The organism is Enterovirga aerilata, from assembly GCF_013044135.1.
Taxonomy (GTDB): Bacteria; Pseudomonadota; Alphaproteobacteria; order Rhizobiales; family Beijerinckiaceae; genus Enterovirga; species Enterovirga aerilata.
Genome location: NZ_JABEPP010000003.1, coordinates 177,089 through 194,475, shown reverse-complemented (window position 1 = coordinate 194,475; position 17,387 = coordinate 177,089). Strand labels below are relative to the sequence as shown.

The following is a 17,387-nucleotide window of genomic DNA, read 5'->3' as shown; positions in this document are numbered from 1 at the left end:
CCCCGTGAGGCGGTCCCGCCGCCAGGGCGGTCACGCTGCCCAAGCCGGACGGCGGATCCGGCCCATATGTTCAGGGGAGAGCTCGCATGAAGACAGGATTGTTGACCGGCCTCGCGCTCGGCTTCGGCCTTGCCGTATCCGGGGCGGCGCAGGCCCAGATCAAGCTCGGCGTGGCTGGGCCGATCACCGGGCCGAACGCGGCTTTCGGAGCGCAGCTGAAGAACGGCGCCGAACAGGCCGTCGAGGACATCAACGCCAAGGGCGGCGTGATGGGCCAGAAGATCGCCCTCCAGGTCGGCGATGACGTCTCCGATCCCAAGCAGGGCGTCTCCATCGCCAACAAGTTCGCCGCCGACGGCGTGAAGTGGGTCGTCGGCCACTTCAATTCGGGCGTCTCTATCCCGGCGTCCGAAGTCTATCAGGAAGCCGGGCTCATCCAGATCTCGCCTGCCTCGACGAACCCGAAATACACCGACCGCAACATGTGGAACACGTTCCGCACCTGCGGCCGCGACGACCAGCAGGGCGCGGTGGCCGGCGCCTACCTGTCCGACAAGTTCAAGGGCAAGAAGGTCGCTGTCGTCCACGATAAGACGCCCTACGGCAAGGGCCTGGCCGACGAGACGCAGAAGGCCATGAACGGGAAGGGCCTCAAGGAAGTCCTCTACGAAGGCATCAATCCCGGCGAGAAGGACTATTCCGCGCTGGTCTCGAAGCTGAAATCCGCCAATGTCGACGTGGTCTATTTCGGCGGGCTCCATACGGAGGCCGGCCTGATCATCCGGCAGATGCGGGACCAGGGCCTGAAGGCTCCGCTCATGTCGGGCGACGGCATCGTGTCGGCCGAGTTCACCTCGATCGCCGGCCCCGGCGCCGAGGGCACCTTGATGACCTTCTCGCCGGATCCCCGCAAGAACCCGAACGCCAAGGACGTCGTCGCCAAGTTCAGGGCGAAGAACTACGACCCGGAGGCCTACACGCTCTACAGCTATGCCTCCGTGCAGGTTCTCGCCCAAGCGGCCGAGGGTGCCAAGTCGACGGACGGCAAGAAGATGTCGGACTTCATGAAGTCCGGCCACGTCTTCAAGACCGTGATCGGCGACATCTCCTTCGACAAGAAGGGCGACATCACCCGGCCGGACTACGTCATGTATGTCTGGAAGAAGGGCGCCGACGGCAAGATCGACTATTCGGGCAACGAAGTCGGGATGTAATCCGAAGCCTGGGCGAGGTCCGCCGGACCTCGCCTTCAGCAAGCATCGAGGTCAGGCCCGCCGGTGGCGGGCCTTTCATTTTGGCCGCGGCCCGCCCGCACGGCTGCCTCGATCAACCTTCGAAGACCGCATGAACTACGTGTTTCTCGTGATCGCGATCGCCGCCGAGGTGATCGGGACCTCCGCCCTCAAGGCCTCGGAGGGTTTCACCCGCGCCGGCCCGGCAATCCTGTCGATCGCCAGCTTCGCGGTCGCGCTCTACCTCGTCGGCCTCGCGATGCGGACCATCCCGGTCGGGGTGGTCTACGCGACCTGGTCGGGCCTCGGGATCGTGCTGATCACGACCGTGGGAGCGGTCTTCTTCCGCCAGCATCTCGCCTGGCCCGTCCAGGCGGGCATCGCGCTGATCGTGATCGGCGTGGTCGTCGTGAACGTCTTCTCGGGTCCGCACGGCGCCTGAGGGACCCCGCTCCCCATCCCGGCCGCGGCGCGCTATGAAACGCCCATGAGCCTCGATGCCCTCCTCGTCTTCGCCGCCGCGCTGTTCGTCGCCGCAGCCGCGCCGGGACCCGGCATCGCGGCGCTCGTCGCCCGGGTGCTCGGGCGCGGCACCGGCGGGGCGGTCGCGTTCACGACCGGGCTCGCGCTCGGCGACGTGGTCTGGCTCGCGGTGGCGGTCGCCGGCCTCTCGGCCCTCGCCCAGAGCTTCCACACCGTCTTCCTCGTCCTGAAATATGCCGGCGCGGCCTATCTCCTGGTCCTCGCCTGGAAGCTCTGGACGGCGCCGGCCGCCCCGGCGGGGTCCGGCGAGGCGCCGCGGCCGGATCCGTCCTGGCGGCTGTTCCTGGCCGGCCTCGCGGTCACGCTCGGCAACCCGAAGGTGATGGTGTTCTATCTGGCGCTCGTGCCGAACCTCATCGACGTGGCGTCCATCACGCCGCTCGGCTTCGCGGAGCTCGCCGCCGTGCTGCTCGCGGTGCTGGCGGTCGTGTTCGGATCCTATATCCTGCTCGCGGCCCGCGCCCGGCGGCTGCTCGCGAGCCCGCGGGCGGTCCGGGCGGTGAACCGCACGACGGGCGCCGTCATGGCGGGCGCCGCGGTCGCGGTCGCGACGCGGTGACCGGCATGAACGGCCTTCGAAACCTCCTGACGGATGTCCCGGGCATCCGGGTCGGCAACGCGCACGACGAAAGGCTCGCGAGCGGCGTGACGGTCGCGCTCTTCGACCGGCCGGCCGTCGCCTCGGTCTTCGTGGCGGGCGGCGGGCCGGCCGGGCGGGACCAGGAATGCCTCGAGCCGGACCGCGCGGTGGAGCGCATCGACGCGGTCGTGCTGTCCGGCGGCTCGGGTCTGGGGCTCGATGCCGCCACCGGCGCGCAGGCCTGGCTGCGCGAGCGCGGGCGCGGCATCCCCGTGGCGAGCGTCCGGGTGCCGATCGTGCCGAGCGCCGTCCTGTTCGACCTGCTGAACGGCGGCGACAAGAATTGGGGCCGCTTCCCGCCCTATCGCGAGCTCGCCTATGCGGCCTGCGAGGCGGCGTCCGAAGACTTCGCGCTCGGAACGCAGGGCGGCGGCTACGGCGCCACGACGGTCGACCTGAAGGGCGGGGTCGGCTCGGCGAGCGCCACGACGCCGTCCGGCTACACGGTCGGCGCGCTTGCCTGCGTGAACGCGATCGGCTCCGCTGTGGTCGCGGGCGGCCCGCATTTCTGGGCCGCACCCTTCGAGCAGGGCCGGGAATTCGGCGGCCTCGGCCTGCCCGCCCGCCTGCCGGACGGCGCACGCCGCTTCCGCTGGAAGGGGCAGCGCGAGCCCGCGACCACGCTCTGCCTCGTCGCGACCGACGCGACGCTCGGCAAGGCGGAGGCCAGGCGGCTCGCGATCATGGCGCAGGGCGGACTCGCCAAGGCGCTCAGCCTCTCGCACGCGCCGATGGACGGGGACACGGTCTTCGCCGTCTCGACGCTCGCGAAGCCGGCCGAGGGCGGCCCGGAGCTCCTGACCGAACTCGGCGCCACGGCCTCCGACTGCCTGGCCCGCGCCATCGCGCGCGGGGTCCATGCGGCGACCGCCCTGCCCTTTCCCAGCGCGCTGCCGGCCTGGTCCGACCTCTTCGGGGCCGGAGGGGGCTGAGGCCCTCAGAGCTTGCCCATCGCGTACCGGATGGTGCAGCGCGGCTCCGACCATGCCAGCGCCGCATCGAGATGGAAGCCGAGCGCGGCCTCGTTCAGCCGGTGCGTCTCGGCCTCGGGCGGCACGTCCACGGCGGCGGGATCGAAATAGCCGAAGCGCAGGCAGACCGCCGGGCGGGCATTCTGGTCGGCCCAGGCCACGACGAGCGCCTCGCCCGCGATCTTGGAGGCCGCATACCAGGTCATCCTCGGCGCGAGCCGCCATGCGGCGAAATCCGCCCAGACCGAGCTCGCATAGACGAGGCGCCCGATCCCGTGCTCGTCGCAGGCCTGGAGCACGTTGAGGAGGGCCTCGGTGTTCGCCTTCGCGGCGCTCGCGAAGGCGGAGGCCGGGTCCGGGTCGGCCGCGAGATGCACCAGGGTCCCGGCCCCGGCGAGACGGCCTGCCCAGGCCGGGTCGTAGCGCGCCAGATCGCCCTCCTCCCGGTCGAGGAGGACGAGGTCGCGGCCCCGCCAATGCCCGGCGAGGGCGCGCCCGATCCGACCGCGCGCGCCCGTGACGACGATCCGGCCCGCCTCCATTCCCCGCCTCCGCGCAGCTTCGCGCCGGCGGCTTACCCGAGAACGGGGCCGGACGCCCGCCCTATCTGGTCGCGAACTTCATCGTCAGCGAGCCGCGGGCCTGGAAGCCGGGCGAGCGGTCGAGGTCGAGATACTTGATGTAGCGCTTGTCGAAGATGTTCGAGAGCGTGAGGTCGGCGCGGATCCAGTCGTTGTGCTCGTATGACGCGAAGAAGTCGACGAGCGCGAACTCCTTGGTGTTCACCACGACCGTGCTCGCGGGAATGTTCGCGCGCGCATCGTTGTAGACGATCCGCGTTCCGACCGTCAGGCGCCGGTCGAGGAAGCGGAGGCCGAGCGTCGCCGCGACCTTGTCCGGCGGAACGGTGAGCAGCGTCGCCCGGGTGGCGGCATTGATGCCGTCCGTGTGGGAATAGGCCAGCGAGAGGAAGCCGTCGCCCCAATCGTAGGCGCCCTCGATCTCGACGCCCGAGAGGTCGGCGCGCGCGATGTTGCGGTATTGCTGCGCCTGGACGGGGATCTGGCATGGCCCGAAGGGCGCCGTGCGCCCGGCGCAGAGCGCGTTCAGGGCCGGGCTCGGCGCCACGGCGACGAAGGTGCGCGGCCCGACGCCCTGGATGTCGATGAAGTTGTCGACCTCGTTGAAGAAGCCGACGACCTTGCCGCGGAAGGCGTCGCCGTCCTTGAGGATGTTGTCGAACTTGATGTTCACGCCCGCTTCGACGTTGTGGGCGGTCTCCGGCCGGAGCGCCGTGTTCGGCAGGATCTGGAAGGCCGGGAACGGATGGGTCCCGGAGATGAGGGTCTCGCTGATGGAAGGGGCGCGGTAGCCTTCCGCATAGGTCCCGAAGAACTCGATCCACGGGAACGGCGAGACCCCGACCGTGCCGCGCGGCGAGATCCGGTCGCCGCTCGACCGGAAGCCGCCGCCCGAGAGCTCGTAGGAATCGTAGCGCAGGGCGCCGATCGCCCGCAGCCAGCCGCCGAAGCGCATCTCGTCCTGCACGAAGGCGCCGGCGAGGTCGCGCCGGCCGCTCGGCGTGAAGGCGGAGGTGTAGCCGCCCGCCTGGTCGGTCGTGCGCACCCGGTCGAAGGCGCCATCGCCGCCGAAAGTGAGCGCATGGCTGACCGGCCCCGTGTCGAACCGGGAGGTGTTGAAGATGTCGAACCCGTAGGTATCGAGGTCGATCATGACCGGCGCGCCCGGGCGGGCGCCGAGCGCCGTGTAGGTCCGCGAGGCGCTGTCCGCCACGAAGGTGCGGACCTCGTCCGTGGTCGAGAAATAGCTCTTCACGCTGAGATCGATCAGCGGCTGGCCGACCGGCGTGAAACGGTAGCCGAGCGTATAGGTCTGCGTGTCGACGTTCGACTGGAACCGCGCGCCCGTGCCCGAGCTGCCGTTATTGGCGAAGTCGAATTTCTGCGTCAGGGCGGAGAAGCTGAGCTGGTGTCCCTCGGCCGGGTTCACGTTGACCTTGAAGTTGCCCGCCTTCAGCTCGCTCCCGGTATCGGCGATCAGGATGCCGGCCCCGTCGCGGTACACGTAGTTCTGCCGGTACACGAACTGGCCGAACACGTTGACCGCATTGTTCGGCAGGCGCACGCCCACGCTGGACGAGTTGACGATACCGTAGCCGTTCGTGCCGCCGCCGATCTTCTGCACGGCGCCGGCCTGTTCCTCCGGCCTCAGGATGTCGTCGATCCCGAGCGTCCGGAACGACACGACGCCGCCGATCGCGCCCGAGCCGTAGATGGTCGAGACGGGCCCGCGCGTGATGTCGACCCCGCCGATGAGCTCCGGGTCGAGATAGAAGACGCCGCTCGCCCCGTGTCCCGTCGACTGGAAGTTCTGGCGGGCGCCGTCGACCAGCACGTTGACCCTGCCGAAATTCTGCAGGCCGCGGATGTTGATCGCCTGGGCGGGGTCGTTGTGGTTCTCCTGGGTGGTGACGCCGGGGACCTGCCGCAGCAGGTCGGAGACGCGGTCCGGCTGGATGTCGCGCACGGTGTCGCGGGAGACGACGCTCGCACCGGCCAGGGCCTCGATCGCCCTCTCCTCGGTCTTCGTGGACGTGACCGTGATCTCGTCGAGCGCCGTCTCGCCCGAGGCGGAAGGAGGGTGCCGCGCGGCTGCGCCCGGCGGCACGGTGGCTTGCGCGACAGCGTGCGGGGCAAGGAGGGAGACGCCCGCGAGGCAGGACGCCCCGAGGAGCAGCGAACGTGTTCCAGCAAGCATGAGACAGGCCCAACCAATCGGATTGTCGGCTGGCTGGCTGGGCCTCTCGGGCCTGGCTGGCTGGCGTTCGGCTCGAGCTGAGCCGTTTCGGCCTCTGTTCCGTCCCGGTCGGATCAGGTCAAGGCAGATGTTCTCGCCTTGTAAAAAGTCTAATTCGTATCTCTTTCCGCCACAGAGCGTAGTCCGCTCGGGCGCGACGAAGACATGCAAGTAAACATCGGCGAGTGTTGCAGAATTGCGTCAGGCACATCCCGGCTCGAACGGGCGGTCAGGCCGCCGCCCGAGCCGGTCCGTGCGGCAGGACGAAGGGCCGCCCGCCCGGCGGCACCGCGCCGACGCTGAGATCGACGCCGAAGACGCGCCTGAGGAGCGCGTCGTCGAGGATCGCGGCCGGGGCGCCCGCGGCGACGAGGCGCCCGCCCGCCATCACCAGGAGGTCGTCCGCATAGGCCGAGGCGAGGTTGAGGTCGTGCAGGACGGCGAGGACGGCCATGCCCCCTCGCGCGAGCGCGGCCGCCTGGTCGAGGAGCGCGAGCTGATGCGTAAGGTCGAGGCTGGCGGTCGGCTCGTCGAGCAGGAGCACCTGCGCCTCGGCGACCGTGCGCCCCGCCGAAAGCTGCGCCAGCACGCGCGCGAACTGGACGCGCTGCTGCTCGCCGCCCGAGAGGCTCTGATAGGCCCGTCCGGCCAGGGACGCGACATCGGCCCGGGAGAGCGCGGCCGCCACCATCTCGGCGCGGGCGGCCGCGGTGAGGCCCCGCCCGATCCCGTCGAGCCCGATCCGGACGACCTCGCCGACCGTGAACGGAAAGGCGAGCCGCGAGGCCTGGGGCAGCACCGCCCGCATGCAGGCGAGCCGCCAGCCCGGAATGCGCTCGACCGGGCTTCCGGAATAGAGCACCTCGCCGGCGCTCGGCCGGAGCTCGCCGCAGAGAAGGCGCACCAGCGTCGATTTCCCCGCACCGTTCGGCCCGACGACCACGGCGAGCCGCCCGGGCTCGAGCCGGACCGTCACGTCCGCGACGAGCGCCTTCGGCCCGATCCGGAAGGCGAGATCCCGTCCCTCGAGCGGCGCCGTCATGCGTCGAGCACCGTCGAGCGGCGAAGCAGGAGCCAGAGGAAATAGGGCGCGCCGATGAGCGCGGTCACGATGCCGATCGGCAGCTCCGCCGGCGCGACCGCGACCCGGGCCACCATGTCGGCCGCGACCAGGAGAGCCGCGCCGAGAAGAGCGGAGGCGGGGAGGAGTACGCGATGGTCGGGCCCGGCCACGATGCGCACGGCGTGGGGCACGACGAGCCCCACGAACCCGACCGGCCCGGCGGTCGCGACGGCGGCGCCGACGGCGACCGCGATCGTCAGGACGGCCAGCGCCTTCACCCGCTGGACGGCGATGCCGAGGTGGAACGCCTCCGCCTCGCCGAGGACGAGCGCGTTCAGGGCGCGCGCCAGGAAGGGCGCCGCGGCGAAAGTCAGCGCCAGCATCGGCAGGATCGCCGCGAGCTTCGTCCAGGTCGCGCCGCCCACCGCCCCGAGCGTCCAGAAGGACAGGTCCCGCAGCTGGCGGTCGTCGCTCAGGAAGGCGAGGAAGCCGGTCCCGGCCATGGAGAGCGCCGCGAGCGCGACGCCGGCAAGCAGCATGGTGGCGATGGAGGTGCGGCCGCGGCGCGTCGCGATGGCGTAGAGCAGCGCGGTCGCCGCCAGCGCGCCCAGGAAGGCGGCGACCGGCAGGACCTCGAACGGCAGCGGGCCGGTCGCGAACCGATGGCCGAGGACGATGACCCCTGCGACCGCGACGGTCGAGCCGGAGGACACGCCGATCAGCGCCGGATCGGCGAGCGGGTTGCGGAACAGGCCCTGCAGGAGCGCGCCCGAGACGGCGAGAAGGGCGCCCACGGCCAGTCCGACGAGGGTGCGGGGCATGCGGATGTCGAGCACGATCGCCACGTCGCGGAGGAGGCCCGGGTCGGCGCTCGCGCCGGCCCGCCCGGCCCGGAGCACATCCACCACCCGGCCCGGCGGGATCGCGACGGCCCCGGTCCCGAGCGACAGGACCGCCACGCCGGCGACCAGCGCCGCAAGCAAGGCAAGGACCGCGGCCGGGGCCGGCCTCGGCGACGCATCCGCGCCCCGGGAGGCGAGGCCGGTCCGCACGGCGCGGGCCGCAGCGCTCATTCGGCCCGGAAGCCGGGCTTCAGGGCGAGCAGCAACTCGCGCGCCGCTTCCGGCGTCCGCGGCCCGAAACCGAGAAGATAGAGACCGTTCATCTTGACCAGCCGCCTGTCGCGGCCCGCCGGGGTCTGGGACAGGGCCGCCCCTTCGAGCACGTCGGCAGCCGGCACCGCGCCCGGCCCCGTCTCCATCATGACGACCACCTCCGGCTGGGCCGCCAGGATTGCCTCGTCCGTCATCGGCTTGTAGCCCTCGAAACCGGTGGCGACGTTCTCCGCCCCGGCAAGCGCGAGCATGCCGTCGGCGGTCGTGTTCCGGCCGCCCACCATCGCGCGCCCGTTCTGGAGCGACAGGATGAAGAGCGCCCGGACCGGCCGGGCGATGCGGGCCCGGCTCTCCGCCAGCGCCGCGAAGCCCATCTCCACCTCCTTGAGGAGCTCCGCAGCCTCCTTCTCCCGCCCGACGGCGCGCGCCACGGCCTCGATCTTGCGCGCCACGCCGGCCGGCGTCGGAGCTTCCGGGATCGGCTCGATCGGGACCCCGGCCTCGCGCACCTGCTTGAGCACGTCCGGCGGCCCCGCCCCATCCACCGCCAGGACCAGATCGGGCCGGGCAGACAGGATGCCCTCGGCCGAGAGCTGGCGCAGATAACCGACATTCGGCTTGGTCCGCATCACCTCCGGCGGATGGATGCTGGTGGTATCGACCGCGACGACGAGGTCCCCTGCCCCGAGCCGGTACAGGATCTCCGTCACGGCACCCCCGAGCGACACGATGCGCGCCGGCGGGCGGGCCTCCGCCGCACCCGCCGGGAAGGCCAGGAGAGCCGCGACGAGGAGCGCGGCGAACCGTGCGGCGGGCGAGCGAGAGAGAGCGGGAAGCGCGATCATCGGGTCACTTCGTCAGGATGAGCTTGTCGTGCTGGGTGACGCGGAGCCGATAGCGCTCGCCGCGATGAAGGATGATCACCTCGCGCCCGCCGGCCAGAAGCTCCCGCGCCTCGACGGCGCGCGGCTCCCTCCCGTCCGCGCGCGGGCCCTCCGCGTCGCGCGGCCGCACCTCGCCGTCGCGCGTCATCTCCGCCATGCACGCAAAGGTGCCTCCAATAAATCTACTTTAGAACAAAGAAAAACTTATGCCCTGTTCTTCTTGACCTGGGTATATCGGCGCTCCTATGAAAACAACACCTGCCGGACGGCGTTCGGCTAAAGGCGTGGCGGGCAGCTCACGCGAATTCCTGCGGCAGGAGCCGGCAGCTGAGGAGGGACGAGACGGTGTTCATCGCGATGAACCGGTTCAAGGTCTTGAAGGACGCGACGGAGGACTTCGAGGCCGTGTGGCGCAACCGGGACAGCCACCTCAACGAGATGAAGGGTTTCGTCGAATTCCACCTCCTGCGTGGGCCGGAGCACGAGGACCACATCCTCTATTCCTCGCACACGGTCTGGGCGTCGAAGGCGGATTTCGAGGCCTGGACGAAGTCGGAGCAGTTCCGCAAGGCGCATGGCCGCGCTCCGGGGACGAGGCCGCTCTATGCCGGCCACCCGCAATTCGAGGGCTTCGAGGTGATCCAGACGCTCACGCGGGAGACACCCGCCCAGGCCGCGGAATGAGCGCCGCGCTGGCGGACGAGGCCTCGCGCCTCCGGGCCGCCCTGGCGGCTGCGCCGGACGGCGTGCTGGAGGAGGTCGCCCGGCGCGAGGGCGCGACCTACCGGGCCGTGCTCGACGCGCTCGGGCCGGACCAGGCCGCCGCCGTTCCGGGCGAGCGCTTCGAGGAGGTCTGGAGCGAGCTCGCCGGCTGGGAGGGCGAGATCACCTTCATCGTGCACACGGCCGACGGCGTCTTCGAGACGCGCGGGCGCGTGCCGCCGGGCGCCTTCGGGCGCGGCTATTTCAACATCCACGGCGACAGCCCGATCGGCGGGCACATCCGGGCGGAGCGCTGCGCGGCGATCTATTTCGTCGACCGGCCCTTCTTCGGCCGCCGCTCCTGCTCCGTGCAGTTCGTCAACCGGGATGGCGGCGCCATGTTCAAGATCTTCGTCGGCCGCAACGCCGCCCGCGAGCTCGATCCCGCCCAGCTCGCCCGTTTCGAGGCGGCGTTCCGGCGCTACGCCGGCGCCTGACGCGCCTGTCCCGCGGGGCCGCCGCCCCGGCTCCGCTGCCGTTTTCCTGAAACTTGGCCGTACTCGTCGGGCGTTGTGCGCCCGCCATGTGCGCGGACGCACCGCTTTGCGGCGGCCGGGCGGCCAGATTGCGATCGTCGAGAGACGGTTAAGAACGGGGAAAGGCAATGGACAGGATCGGTCAGAGGCTGGACGCGATGATCTGCGAGATCGCCGCCTTCGTGTGGCTCGTCCGCGCCGCGGCGCGCTGAACCCGGCCCAGCCCCGCCCGAGGGCGGCGGCTCCCACTTCCCGCTTGCAGGGGAGCGAATACCCGGCGCATTAGCGAGGCTCTGACATCGAGGCCTCCGTTGCGCGACTTCTTCACTCCAGGACGCTCCCTCGCCATCGGGAGCGCCGGCATGGCGGCGACCAGCCACCCGCTTTCCACGCTCGCCGCGGTCGAGATCCTCAAGTCCGGCGGCAACGCCATGGATGCCGCGATCGCAGCCGTCGCGGTGCAATGCGTGGTCGAGCCGGCCATGACGGGGATCGGCGGCGACTGCTTCGTCCTCTATTCGCGCAACGGCGGCGTGCCGGTGGCGCTGAACGGCTCCGGCCGCGCCCCGGAGGGCGCCCGGGCGGAGTGGTTCGCCGAGCAGGGCCTGTCCGAGATCGCGGCGACCTCGCCCCATTCCGTGACGGTTCCCGGCGCGGTGGACGCCTGGTGCACGCTGAACGCGGAGCACGGGACGAAGGGCCTGGACGAGCTTTTCGCGCCCGCGATCCGCTGCGCCGAGGACGGCTACCGCGTCGCCCCGCGCGTCGCCTTCGACTGGCGCCGCAACATCGCAAAGCTCTCGCACGACCCGGACGCCAAGGCCGCCTTCCTGCCGGGCGGGGAGGCGCCGCGCACGGGCGATCTCATGCGGCTTCCGGCGCTCGCCAAGACCCTGCGGCGCATCGCCCGGGAAGGCCGCTCGGCCTTCTACGAGGGCGAGGTCGCGGCCGAGATCGTGGCCAAGCTGAAGGCGCTCGGCGGCCACCACACTGAGGCGGATTTCGCCCGGCAGCGCTCCAAGCCCGTCGAGCCCATCCGCACCGCCTTCCGCGGCATGGACGTGTACGAATGCCCGCCCAACGGGCAGGGCCTCATCGCGCTCATGATGCTGAACCTCGCCGACCACGTGGATCTCGCCGGCGGAACGGCGGACCGCACGCATGTCCTGGCCGAGATCACCAAGGCCGCCTACCACGCCCGCGACGCGCATCTCTGCGACCCCGATCACGGCGAGCTGCCCGTCGCGCATTTCCTGTCGGAGGAGTGGGTGCGGCGCGTCCTGCCGCATATCGATGCGAGGCGCGCGAAGGCGCTGCCGACCTGGGACGAGGTCGCCCACAAGGACACGGTCTATCTCACGGTGGTCGACCGCGACCTGAACGCGGTCTCCTTCATCAATTCGCTCTTCGGCGCCTTCGGGTCCGGCATCTTCGCGCCCGGATCGGGCGTCCTGCTGCATCATCGCGGCAGCGCCTTCCGGACGCTCCCCGGCCACCCGAACGCGATCGGGCCGGGCAAGCGTCCGCTCCACACCATCATCCCCGGCATGGTGATGAAGGATGGGCGCGCGATCATGCCCTTCGGCGTGATGGGCGGGCAGTACCAGGCGACGGGCCATGTCGACTTCCTGTCCAAGGTCTTCGATCTCGGGCTCGACATCCAGGAGGCTTCCGACGCGCCGCGCAGCTTCGCGACCGAGGGACGCCTCCAGCTCGAGCCGAGCTTCGCGCCGGAGGTGGTCGAGGAGCTCCGCAGCCGCGGCCACGAGATCGAGATCGTGGATTCGCCGATCGGCGGCTGCCAGGCCATCATGATCGACCACGAGCGCGGGGCCCTGTTCGGCGCCTCGGACCATCGCAAGGACGGCTTCGCGCTCGGGATCTGACCCATGCAGCCGACGCTTCTCTCCCTCCCGCCCGTGCCTTCGATCGACCGGTCGCTGGCCGGATCGCTCCGGGCCAAGGTCGACGGCAAGGCGAAGCCGCCCGGATCGCTCGGCCGGATCGAGGACCTCGCCATACGGCTCGGCCTCATCCAGGGCACGACGGAGCCGCGGGCCGACCGCGCGACCCTTCTCGTCTTCGCGGCCGATCACGGGCTCGTCGAGGAGGGGGTCTCGGCCTATCCGCAGGCGGTCACGGCCGCGATGGTCCGGACCTTCCTGGCCGGGCGCGGCACGGCGAATGCCTTCGCGCGTGCTGTCGGCGCGGAGGTCAGGATCGTCGATGCCGGGGTCGCGGCGGATCTCGCGCCCCATCCGGACCTGATCGACCGCAGGATCCGGCGCGGCACCCGCAATGCCGCGCGAGAGGCGGCGCTGCTGGAGAACGAGCTCGACGCCGCGCTGGCGTTCGGGGCCGAGTTGGCGGCCGACGCGGCGGATGCCGGAGCGGACGTGATCGTTCTCGGCGAGATGGGGATCGGCAATACTGCCTCCGCCTCGCTCCTGATGCACCGGCTGCTGCCGGCGCCCCTCGAGACCTGCATCGGCGCCGGCGCCGGGCACGATGCCGCCGGCCTCGCCCGCAAGCGGGAAGCGCTCGCGCGTGCGGCTGCCCGCAGCGGCGCGACGGAGCCGCGCGAGGTCCTGCGCGAATTCGGCGGGCTCGAGATCGCCATGATGGCGGGCGCGACCATCGGGGCCGCCGCCCGCCGCCGCGCGGTCCTGGTGGACGGCTTCATCGCCTCCGCGGCGGCGCTTGCGGCGATCCGGCTCGAGCCGGCCGTCCGCGACTATTGCATCTTCGCCCATTGCTCCGCCGAGCGTGGCCACGCCGCCCTGCTCGAGGGAATCGCGGCCGATCCGCTCCTCGAGCTCGGCCTGCGTCTCGGCGAAGGCACCGGCGGGCTCCTCGCCCTGCCCCTGCTGCGCGCCGCCTGCGGCCTCCTGAGGGAGGTCGCCAGCCTCGACGAGGTCCTGTCGGGTGCGGCTTGAGCCCCGGCGCGAGATCGAGCTGCTCCTCGCGGCGACGCAGTTCCTGACGCGCCTGCCCGTCCGCCCGCGGCGCCACGATCCCGAATGGCTGCCGCGCGGCGCCAAGTATTTCCCGCTGGTCGGACTCGCGGTCGGCTGCATCGGCGCCGCAATCCTGCTCCTCGCGGCCCGGCTCTGGCCCGCTCCCCTCCCCCAGATGCTCGCGCTCGGCGCGACCATCCTGGCGACGGGCGCCTTTCACGAGGACGGGCTTGCCGATTGCGCCGACGGGCTCGGCGGCCGGTCGCGCGAGAGGCGGCTCGAGATCATGAAGGATCCGCGGCTCGGCGCCTTCGGCGCGCTCGCCCTCCTTCTCTGCCTCGGGCTGCAGGCCGCCTCGCTCGCCGCCCTGCCCGTCGCCGTGGCCGCCGCCGCGCTGGTCGGCGCGCATGCCGCGGGCCGGCTCGCCGCCGTGCTGGTGATGGCCGCCTTCCCCTATGCGGGAGAGATCGCCGCCTCCCGTATCGAGCACCGGCCGGACGGCCCGAGCCGCGGCGAAGTCGCGCTCGCCCTCCTGTTCGGCCTGGCGCCCCTCCTGCTCCTCGCGCCGGAGCGCGCCGCCCTGGGGGCCCTGCTCGGCGCCGCCGCGGCCTTCCTGGCTGCCCGGACGCTCTGCCGAGGCCTGGGCGGCTATACGGGCGACGTCCTCGGCGCCACGGTGGTCATCTGCCAGACCGCCCTCCTGCTGGGCGTGGCGGCCGATCCCGGGCGCCTCACGGCGTGATCCTGATCGGCTGCCCGGCGGCGAGCCTGCGCGAGGTCTGCGCGGAGCGCGCGCCCTCGCACATCCTCCTGCTCGTCTCGCCGGGAATTGCCGCGCCCGTGCCGCCGCCCGCGCCCCTAACCCTCGCCCTGGTCTTCAACGACATCCCGGCCGAGCGGCCCGGCTTCGTGGCGCCGCGTACAGAGGACGTCGCGCGCATCCTCGCCTTCGGCCGGAGCTGGGACGGCGGCGCGCCGCTGCTCGCGAGCTGCCAGGCGGGCGTGAGCCGCTCGACCGCCGCGCTCTTCATCATCGCCTGCGCATGCCGGCCGGACCTGCCGGAGGCCGCCATCGCGGAGCGGCTTCGGCACGCGGCACCCAGCGCCACGCCGAACCCGCTCCTGGTATCCCTGGCCGACAGGATCCTTGGACGACAGGATCGCATGATCCAGGCGGTCGCCGGAATCGGCCGCGGCGCGGATTACGTGCCCTATCGCTCCTTCGAGCTCGCGCTTCCGCCCGCCGGTTGAACCTCGCCCGGCGCCATGCTTGGTGCCGGCCATGCCATCCCTCGCGACGAGTCTCGTCCTCGGCGGCGCCCGCTCGGGCAAGTCGCGTCACGCCGAGCGCCTCGTCGCCGCGAGCGGCTGCGAGCGGGTCTATGTCGCGACCGCGGCACCCGGGGATTCCGAGATGGCCGACCGCATCGCCCGCCATCGCGCCGAACGCGGCGCCGGCTGGCTCACGATCGAGGAGGAGCTCGATCTCGCGGGCGCCCTCGTCCGCGAGGCCCGGCCCGGCCGGGCGGTCCTGGTCGATTGCCTGACGCTCTGGCTGTCCAACCTGATGGTGGCCGGGCGCGACCCGGAAGCCGCCTCGGCGGAACTCTGCGGCCTCCTGCCTGGCCTGCCCTGCCCGGTCGTCCTCGTATCGAACGAGCTCGGCATGGGGCTCGTGCCCGAGACGCCGCTCGGACGCCGCTTCCGCGACGCCCAGGGCCGGCTCAACCAGGCCGTGGCGGCCGCCGTCCCGAACGTCATCTTCGTGGCGGCGGGCCTGCCTCTCACCCTCAAACAGGCCGGGGAGCCCGGCGCAGGGAGCTTCGCATGACGGACGCGCTCGACACCGCGGAGGCGAATGCCCGCCACGCCGAGAAGATGAAACAGCGCAAGACCTTGAAGGAAGGTCTTCTTGCGACGAAGAAGGACGGCAAGGGGCTCGTCATCGTCCATACCGGGACCGGCAAGGGCAAGACCTCGGCCGCGCTCGGGATGGTGTTCCGCCACATCGCGCACGAGTACCCGGTCGGGATCGTGCAGTTCACCAAGTCGCCGGACTGGGAAACCGGCGAGGCGAAGCTGCTGCGCCGCTTCCCCGATCTCCTCACGCTCAAGATCATGGGCGAGGGCTTCACCTGGGACACGCAGGACCGCGAACGGGACATCGCGGCGGCCCGGGCGGCCTGGGAGGCCGGAAAGGAGCTGATCCGGGACGGCCGCCACCGCCTCGTGCTGCTCGACGAGCTCAACATCGTGCTGCGCTACGACTACCTGCCTGTCGGCGAGGTCGTGGACTTCCTCCGCGACGAGAAGCCGGACTGGAAGCACGTCGTCGTGACCGGCCGGAACGCCAAGCCGGAGCTGATCGAGATCGCCGACCTCGTGACCGAGATGACGCTCGTGAAGCACCCGTTCCGGGCCGGCATCAAGGCGCAGAAAGGCATCGAATATTGAGCGGGCGCGTCCCGGCCCTGATGATCCAGGGCACGGGCTCGAATGTCGGGAAGTCGACCCTCGTCGCAGGCCTCTGCCGCGCCTTCGCCCGGCGCGGGCTCGCGGTGCGGCCGTTCAAGCCGCAGAACATGTCCAACAACGCCGCGGCGACGGCGGATGGCGGCGAGATCGGCCGCGCCCAAGCCGTGCAGGCCCGCGCGGCAGGCGTGCAGCCGAGCGTCCACATGAACCCGGTGCTCCTGAAGCCGGAGACGGATACGGGCGCCCAGGTCATCGTCCAGGGAAAGCGTCGCGGCACGCTCCGGGCGCGCGACTACGGCAGCCGCAAGGCCGAGCTGATGCCGGCCGTGCTCGACAGCTTCGCGCGGGTTTCCGCCGGCGCCGATCTCGTGCTGGTCGAGGGAGCGGGCAGCCCGGCCGAGATCAACCTGCGGGCCGGCGACATCGCCAATATGGGCTTCGCGCAGGCCGCGGACGTCCCGGTCGTGCTCGCCGGCGACATCGACCGCGGCGGCGTCATCGCGAGCCTCGTCGGGACACACGCGGTCCTCGAACCGAACGAACGCGAGCGCGTAAAGGCATTCATCGTCAATAAGTTCCGTGGCGAGGCTCAACTTTTTGCAGAAGGTGAGAAGGCCATCGTCGAGCACACAGGCTGGCCCTCGCTCGGCATCCTGCCCTGGCTGCCGCAGGCGGCCTGGCTCCCGGCGGAGGACGCGCTCGATCTCGACCGCAAAGGCGGCCGGGATGGCGCCGCCGGGCGGTGGAAGATCGCCGTCCCGATCGTCTCCCGGATCGCAAATTTCGACGATCTCGACCCGCTCGGCATGGAGCCTGAGGTCGAGCTGATCCTCGTCCCGCCGGGCGATCCGCTGCCCGGCGACGCGGACCTGGTGATCCTGCCGGGCTCGAAAGCGACGGTCGGCGACCTCGCCTTCTTCCGAGCCCAGGGCTGGGACGTGGACCTCCTCGCCCACCGGCGGCGGGGCGGTGCCGTTCTCGGGCTTTGCGGCGGCTACCAGATGCTAGGCCGGACGATCTCCGATCCGGACGGCGTCGAGGGCCGGCCCGGCACCGTGGACGGCCTCGGGCTGCTCGACGTGGCGACCGTCCTGACCGGCGACAAGATCACCGCCCCGGCTGCCGGGATCCACCTATCCACGGATACCGGGATCACAGGATACGAGATCCATCTCGGCCGGACCGAAGGTCCCGATTGCGCACGGCCGCTGCTCAAGCTGGCTGGCGGGCGGCTGGACGGCGCGACGAGCCCGGACGGCCGGGTGGCCGGCTGCTACGTCCACGGCCTGTTCGGCTCCGATCCGTTCCGCCGCGCCTATCTCGCCGGCTTCGGGGCGGCCTCCCGCCTCGCCTACGAGGCGCAGGTCGAGACGGCGCTCGATGCCCTCGCCGACCATGTCGAGGCGCATCTCGACCTCGACCGCATGCTGGCGATCGCGCGGGCGAGGTGAG

19 protein-coding genes are annotated in these 17,387 nt (G+C 71.5%); 13 read left to right on the top strand and 6 right to left on the bottom strand.

Going from position 1 to position 17,387, the window contains the following annotated elements:
• Positions 1 to 86 precede the first annotated feature (86 nt).
• The 4 genes from HJG44_RS10890 (at position 87) to HJG44_RS10875 (ending at position 3,347) form a co-directional block, all read left to right on the top strand.
• Positions 87 to 1,214 carry a branched-chain amino acid ABC transporter substrate-binding protein gene (locus tag HJG44_RS10890; RefSeq protein WP_171218401.1) on the top strand — a complete coding sequence of 376 codons (1,128 nt, stop codon included), beginning with the start codon at positions 87 to 89 and terminating at the stop codon, positions 1,212 to 1,214.
• Positions 1,215 to 1,344: 130 nt separating this feature from the next.
• Positions 1,345 to 1,674, top strand: a complete 330-nt coding sequence (locus HJG44_RS10885) for a DMT family transporter (protein ID WP_171218400.1) — start codon at positions 1,345 to 1,347, stop codon at positions 1,672 to 1,674.
• A gap of 45 nt (positions 1,675 to 1,719) precedes the next feature.
• Positions 1,720 to 2,334: a LysE family translocator gene (locus tag HJG44_RS10880; RefSeq protein WP_171218399.1), complete on the top strand. Its 615-nt coding sequence runs from the start codon at positions 1,720 to 1,722 to the stop codon at positions 2,332 to 2,334.
• A gap of 5 nt (positions 2,335 to 2,339) precedes the next feature.
• Positions 2,340 to 3,347: a P1 family peptidase gene (locus HJG44_RS10875; RefSeq protein ID WP_171218398.1), complete on the top strand. Its 1,008-nt coding sequence runs from the start codon at positions 2,340 to 2,342 to the stop codon at positions 3,345 to 3,347.
• A gap of 5 nt (positions 3,348 to 3,352) precedes the next feature.
• On the opposite strand, the gene HJG44_RS10870 is transcribed toward HJG44_RS10875, so the two are convergent.
• From HJG44_RS10870 to hemP, 6 genes are all read right to left on the bottom strand, one after another.
• Positions 3,353 to 3,928: an NAD-dependent epimerase/dehydratase family protein gene (locus HJG44_RS10870; RefSeq protein ID WP_171218397.1), complete on the bottom strand. Its 576-nt coding sequence runs from the start codon at positions 3,926 to 3,928 to the stop codon at positions 3,353 to 3,355.
• Positions 3,929 to 3,989: 61 nt separating this feature from the next.
• Positions 3,990 to 6,164 carry a TonB-dependent hemoglobin/transferrin/lactoferrin family receptor gene (locus HJG44_RS10865; protein ID WP_171218396.1) on the bottom strand — a complete coding sequence of 725 codons (2,175 nt, stop codon included), beginning with the start codon at positions 6,162 to 6,164 and terminating at the stop codon, positions 3,990 to 3,992.
• Positions 6,165 to 6,432: 268 nt separating this feature from the next.
• Complete coding sequence (locus HJG44_RS10860) at positions 6,433 to 7,245, bottom strand: heme ABC transporter ATP-binding protein (protein WP_171218395.1); 813 nt, start codon at positions 7,243 to 7,245, stop codon at positions 6,433 to 6,435.
• A complete protein-coding gene (locus tag HJG44_RS10855; RefSeq protein ID WP_171218394.1) occupies positions 7,242 to 8,339 on the bottom strand; it encodes a FecCD family ABC transporter permease in 1,098 nt (365 codons plus the stop codon). Before HJG44_RS10855 ends, HJG44_RS10860 begins: the two co-directional genes overlap by 4 nt.
• Positions 8,336 to 9,226, bottom strand: coding sequence for a heme/hemin ABC transporter substrate-binding protein (locus HJG44_RS10850; protein ID WP_171218393.1), 891 nt, complete (start codon positions 9,224 to 9,226; stop codon positions 8,336 to 8,338). The genes HJG44_RS10855 and HJG44_RS10850 overlap by 4 nt, the downstream gene beginning before the upstream one ends.
• 4 nt (positions 9,227 to 9,230) lie before the next feature.
• The gene (hemP, locus tag HJG44_RS10845) at positions 9,231 to 9,422 is read right to left on the bottom strand and encodes a hemin uptake protein HemP (RefSeq protein WP_246736183.1); all 192 of its coding nucleotides are present in this window, start codon (positions 9,420 to 9,422) and stop codon (positions 9,231 to 9,233) included.
• 188 nt (positions 9,423 to 9,610) lie between these two features.
• Here hemP and hmuQ point away from each other — a divergent pair, with 188 nt between their 5' ends.
• From hmuQ to HJG44_RS10800, 9 genes are all read left to right on the top strand, one after another.
• Positions 9,611 to 9,949, top strand: a complete 339-nt coding sequence (gene hmuQ / locus HJG44_RS10840) for a heme-degrading protein HmuQ (RefSeq protein WP_171218392.1) — start codon at positions 9,611 to 9,613, stop codon at positions 9,947 to 9,949.
• Positions 9,946 to 10,464, top strand: a complete 519-nt coding sequence (gene hutX / locus HJG44_RS10835) for a heme utilization cystosolic carrier protein HutX (RefSeq protein WP_171218391.1) — start codon at positions 9,946 to 9,948, stop codon at positions 10,462 to 10,464. The genes hmuQ and hutX overlap by 4 nt, the downstream gene beginning before the upstream one ends.
• 401 nt (positions 10,465 to 10,865) lie before the next feature.
• The gene (gene ggt, locus HJG44_RS10830) at positions 10,866 to 12,389 is read left to right on the top strand and encodes a gamma-glutamyltransferase (RefSeq protein ID WP_246736182.1); all 1,524 of its coding nucleotides are present in this window, start codon (positions 10,866 to 10,868) and stop codon (positions 12,387 to 12,389) included.
• A gap of 3 nt (positions 12,390 to 12,392) precedes the next feature.
• On the top strand, positions 12,393 to 13,439 hold the full coding sequence (cobT, locus tag HJG44_RS10825; RefSeq protein ID WP_171218389.1) for a nicotinate-nucleotide--dimethylbenzimidazole phosphoribosyltransferase: 1,047 nt from the start codon (positions 12,393 to 12,395) through the stop codon (positions 13,437 to 13,439).
• Positions 13,429 to 14,202, top strand: a complete 774-nt coding sequence (gene cobS / locus HJG44_RS10820; RefSeq protein ID WP_171218388.1) for an adenosylcobinamide-GDP ribazoletransferase — start codon at positions 13,429 to 13,431, stop codon at positions 14,200 to 14,202. The genes cobT and cobS overlap by 11 nt, the downstream gene beginning before the upstream one ends.
• On the top strand, positions 14,199 to 14,711 hold the full coding sequence (locus tag HJG44_RS10815) for a tyrosine phosphatase family protein (protein ID WP_346767143.1): 513 nt from the start codon (positions 14,199 to 14,201) through the stop codon (positions 14,709 to 14,711). Before cobS ends, HJG44_RS10815 begins: the two co-directional genes overlap by 4 nt.
• Positions 14,712 to 14,742: 31 nt before the next feature.
• On the top strand, positions 14,743 to 15,291 hold the full coding sequence (cobU, locus tag HJG44_RS10810; protein ID WP_171218387.1) for a bifunctional adenosylcobinamide kinase/adenosylcobinamide-phosphate guanylyltransferase: 549 nt from the start codon (positions 14,743 to 14,745) through the stop codon (positions 15,289 to 15,291).
• Entirely contained in the window at positions 15,288 to 15,914 is a 627-nt protein-coding gene (gene cobO / locus HJG44_RS10805; RefSeq protein WP_171218386.1) for a cob(I)yrinic acid a,c-diamide adenosyltransferase, read from the top strand. Before cobU ends, cobO begins: the two co-directional genes overlap by 4 nt.
• A 20-nt stretch (positions 15,915 to 15,934) precedes the next feature.
• Positions 15,935 to 17,386, top strand: a complete 1,452-nt coding sequence (locus HJG44_RS10800) for a cobyric acid synthase (RefSeq protein ID WP_171218951.1) — start codon at positions 15,935 to 15,937, stop codon at positions 17,384 to 17,386.
• The last annotated feature ends 1 nt before the right edge of the window (position 17,387 follow it).

What these genes read in the sequence shown, in the direction of transcription:
- HJG44_RS10880 (WP_171218399.1), top strand. Translation starts at nt 1,720, where the DNA reads ATGAGCCTCGATGCCCTCCTCGTCTTCGCCGCCGCGCTGTTCGTCGCC.
- cobO (WP_171218386.1), top strand. Translation starts at nt 15,288, where the DNA reads ATGACGGACGCGCTCGACACCGCGGAGGCGAATGCCCGCCACGCCGAG.
- HJG44_RS10865 (WP_171218396.1), bottom strand. Translation starts at nt 6,164, where the DNA reads ATGCTTGCTGGAACACGTTCGCTGCTCCTCGGGGCGTCCTGCCTCGCG.
- HJG44_RS10850 (WP_171218393.1), bottom strand. Translation starts at nt 9,226, where the DNA reads ATGATCGCGCTTCCCGCTCTCTCTCGCTCGCCCGCCGCACGGTTCGCC.
- hutX (WP_171218391.1), top strand. Translation starts at nt 9,946, where the DNA reads ATGAGCGCCGCGCTGGCGGACGAGGCCTCGCGCCTCCGGGCCGCCCTG.
- HJG44_RS10875 (WP_171218398.1), top strand. Translation starts at nt 2,340, where the DNA reads ATGAACGGCCTTCGAAACCTCCTGACGGATGTCCCGGGCATCCGGGTC.
- ggt (WP_246736182.1), top strand. Translation starts at nt 10,866, where the DNA reads ATGGCGGCGACCAGCCACCCGCTTTCCACGCTCGCCGCGGTCGAGATC.
- HJG44_RS10800 (WP_171218951.1), top strand. Translation starts at nt 15,935, where the DNA reads ATGATCCAGGGCACGGGCTCGAATGTCGGGAAGTCGACCCTCGTCGCA.
- cobU (WP_171218387.1), top strand. Translation starts at nt 14,743, where the DNA reads ATGCCATCCCTCGCGACGAGTCTCGTCCTCGGCGGCGCCCGCTCGGGC.
- HJG44_RS10890 (WP_171218401.1), top strand. Translation starts at nt 87, where the DNA reads ATGAAGACAGGATTGTTGACCGGCCTCGCGCTCGGCTTCGGCCTTGCC.
- cobT (WP_171218389.1), top strand. Translation starts at nt 12,393, where the DNA reads ATGCAGCCGACGCTTCTCTCCCTCCCGCCCGTGCCTTCGATCGACCGG.
- hemP (WP_246736183.1), bottom strand. Translation starts at nt 9,422, where the DNA reads ATGGCGGAGATGACGCGCGACGGCGAGGTGCGGCCGCGCGACGCGGAG.
- HJG44_RS10870 (WP_171218397.1), bottom strand. Translation starts at nt 3,928, where the DNA reads ATGGAGGCGGGCCGGATCGTCGTCACGGGCGCGCGCGGTCGGATCGGG.
- HJG44_RS10885 (WP_171218400.1), top strand. Translation starts at nt 1,345, where the DNA reads ATGAACTACGTGTTTCTCGTGATCGCGATCGCCGCCGAGGTGATCGGG.
- HJG44_RS10855 (WP_171218394.1), bottom strand. Translation starts at nt 8,339, where the DNA reads ATGAGCGCTGCGGCCCGCGCCGTGCGGACCGGCCTCGCCTCCCGGGGC.
- HJG44_RS10860 (WP_171218395.1), bottom strand. Translation starts at nt 7,245, where the DNA reads ATGACGGCGCCGCTCGAGGGACGGGATCTCGCCTTCCGGATCGGGCCG.